The sequence below is a fragment of the Streptomyces sp. NPDC037290 genome, assembly GCF_055603245.1.
In genome coordinates this window covers 1-2,752 of sequence record NZ_JBVJVZ010000106.1, presented here as the reverse complement: position 1 = coordinate 2,752, position 2,752 = coordinate 1, and the positions used below count along the sequence as shown (strand labels likewise).

At 66.3% G+C, this 2,752-nt stretch carries 3 protein-coding genes; 2 read left to right on the top strand and 1 reads right to left on the bottom strand.

The window, feature by feature from the left end; all coding sequences use genetic code 11:
• Positions 1-416 precede the first annotated feature (416 nt).
• Positions 417-554 (top strand): hypothetical protein, encoded by a 138-nt coding sequence (locus tag ACZ7HQ_RS45135; RefSeq protein WP_471003377.1) that lies wholly within the window; start codon positions 417-419, stop codon positions 552-554.
• Positions 551-925 (top strand): fic family toxin-antitoxin system, toxin component, encoded by a 375-nt coding sequence (locus ACZ7HQ_RS45130; RefSeq protein ID WP_471003374.1) that lies wholly within the window; start codon positions 551-553, stop codon positions 923-925. Before ACZ7HQ_RS45135 ends, ACZ7HQ_RS45130 begins: the two co-directional genes overlap by 4 nt.
• A 112-nt stretch (positions 926-1,037) precedes the next feature.
• Here ACZ7HQ_RS45130 and ACZ7HQ_RS45125 read toward each other — a convergent pair whose 3' ends face one another.
• Positions 1,038-2,534: a DUF5722 domain-containing protein gene (locus ACZ7HQ_RS45125; protein WP_471003371.1), complete on the bottom strand. Its 1,497-nt coding sequence runs from the start codon at positions 2,532-2,534 to the stop codon at positions 1,038-1,040.
• Positions 2,535-2,752 lie beyond the last annotated feature (218 nt).

Below are 2,752 nucleotides of genomic sequence, written 5' to 3'. Positions count from 1 at the left end.
CTGCGACGACCTCACCCCGGCCGAGGCCGAACAGGCCCACTACGATCACCACCACGGCCCCGTCCGGGCCGCTCATCCAACAAACTGAGTCCCCGCACACGCCGGGGTGGTTCAGGGTTTGCCTTGTTGGTTGCCTGGAGTGGTTGTTGTGGGGCTCGTTGTGGGAGTGTCGGCTGGCGCTCTTGCGGCGGGCCCTTGCCGTGTGGAGTGAGAGCCGGGCTTGTTGGGTGGAGGTTGGCGGGCCTGTTCGGTTCGCAGCGACTGAAGCGACTGATCCCGTGGTCGGGTTGTAGCACTCTGTACAGGCCGCTATGAAGAAGCAGATCAACGTGCGAGTGGATGAGGACGCGTACGCGACCATCGTGGCGCGCGAGCCGCAGCTGCCGGCATGACCGTGCAGCAGTACGCCACGCAGGGTGCTCTGCGACGAGGGCAACGAACTGCGCCATCGGTTCCTGATCGCGGCTGCGCGCTTCTGCGACGCCTGGGCCGACACTTTCGCCGAGGAGTTCGGGCACCCCGGCAAGGGGAACGGGCCGGCGGCCGCCGCGTGATCGTACGTATCGGCCGGGCGTGGCTCCTCGACGCCGCTCACCGGAATTTGCCCGGTGATCCCGATGTCACGGACTTCGGTACTTTCGTGGCCGCCGTCGCCCGGCACGCCGATGAAGTCATGGGTACCCCCGTCTACACCGAGTTCCACCACCGGGCTGCCGCGCTCATGCACCAGCTGGTGCGGTGCCCAGGGCTGGAGCATGCGAACGAACTGTTCGGCGCCGTGGTCGCCGCCTCCTATCTGACAGTGAGCGGCGTCATCGTGGACGTACGACCAAAGCAGGCCGCCGCTCTCGCGGCCCGTATCAACCGTGATGCCCTGAGCGTGAGGCAGATCGCCGAGGAGATCAAGGAGTGGATCGCTTGCTGAAGCACGGCCTCGCCGACCCGGTGTCCATGATGGTGCTGCCGTGCTCGCTCCAGGTCGCCCGGGCCATGTGCGGATGCGCCGCGCCCCCGCACATGGCCTTGTGGCGACGAGCTCAGCGTCTTGACTGGTGAGATTGGCGGTCGGGCAGGGCGTAGCCGAGCAGGGACTCCCTGGTGTAGCGCTCGCAGTCGGCTCGGCTGGATGCGAAGTGATCGTCGTTGGCCCGGTTGTGGCAACGGTAGAGGGGGACCGATCCGGGCACGCGTTTGGTGTAGATGTAGCCGAGGGGTCCCAAGGGGAGGAGCTGGCCTCCGCAGCGAGGGTCGCGGGTGAGTACTGAATGCCGGACCACCTTGCACTCGTACAACATGACCGTTCCGGGCTTCCCGTGGCGCAGCAGCAGCCAGCCGGCTTCGCGGTGGAATCCGGGTGGGAGCAGCCGGGTGGAGGCGACGTGGCCCCGGCTGGGGTCGTAGCCGCGGGTGAGCACCGTGTAGGGCAGGTTCTCGAAGCCGCAGGACAGTCTGGCGGGGGAAAGGTCGTTGCGGTTCGCCATGGCCCAGACCCGCCAGGCAGGTCTGGGTGAGTTGTCCGGCCGGCGAAGACCGAGCTTGAGGCCATTTTCGTTGAGGTCCCACATCCCGTGGTAGAGGTAGCTCTCGATGCCGGGTGTGCCGAGCACGTTGCGAAAGCTCTGGCACAGCCACTTCGCTTGCGCTGCTTCGCTCGAGCCCGGTCCGGAGTTGATCCCTTGCTCGGTGAGCTGGACCGTCCATGCACTGGGCCTGTCCGGGAAGCGCTGGCGCAGCCAGCCGAGCAGGACGCCGATGTTGCCGAAGGTGACCTTGGGGTAGTCGTCGGCGGAGAACTCCGGATGGAAGAGATTCGGGGGATAAGAATGGTAGGCGACCCGCCACTTGCGCGACCCCGCCCGGGCGTTCAGACCCTCCAGCACGGTCATGCCCGACAGCTGCCCCTGACCCGGCTGGTCGTATTCCCTGCCGAAGTGATGCTCCAGCGAGGTCAGCACCTTGGCAGTGGGCTGTTCAGCTGTAATGCGGTCGTAGGCGGTGTTGTAGTTCGCCGCGATCTGATCGAGCCATGCCTTGCTGTCGCACGGCACGCCCTGGCCGCAGCCGATGTCGAACCACGCATTGCTGTTGACCTCGTTGTCGATGACGAAGTCCGCGATCCGGCCGTGCCCATGCCGCCCGTCGTAGCGCTGGGCCAGCATGCCCGCGAACCGTCCGAAGTCGGCTGGTTTGTTGGGCACACAGAAGATCTCCCTGCCTGGCGCGGCCGGCGAGCAGCGCCGCCCCTGACGGGCCCACGCGGGAGTGCCGTAGAGCACGGCCGTGACCACCAGCCCACGCCTGGTCCACTCCCTGACTTCCGCATCCAGCGTGGACGGCACGCGGAAGCAGTGTTCGCCGAACTCCTGCTCCCCCCTGCCGCAGGGCGCGCTCTTGACTCCGGGCTCCCAGTTCGCCCAGACGAAATTCAGTCCCACCCCGCCGGCGTTGCTGTCAGCCACGGCCTTGGAGAACTGCTGGATCCTGATTCCCTTGATGCGGTAGTCGGAACGCGTCGGATACGGCAACGCCGCCAACGCCGTTCGGGAACCAGGCTGCTCGGCCGCTGAGCTCAGAGCCGCCGAAGCTGGCAGCACGCAGCATAACGCGGTGATACCTGCTGATAAGTGTCGCCGCCAGAACTTTCTGTTCCTCATCGAACTGTCCCGCGTCAAGTTTGTGGCTCACTGATCTTGCTCTGAAAGTTGGGGATGCAGGGTCGGGGTGCGGTAGACCTCGATCGGGCGGTGGCCGG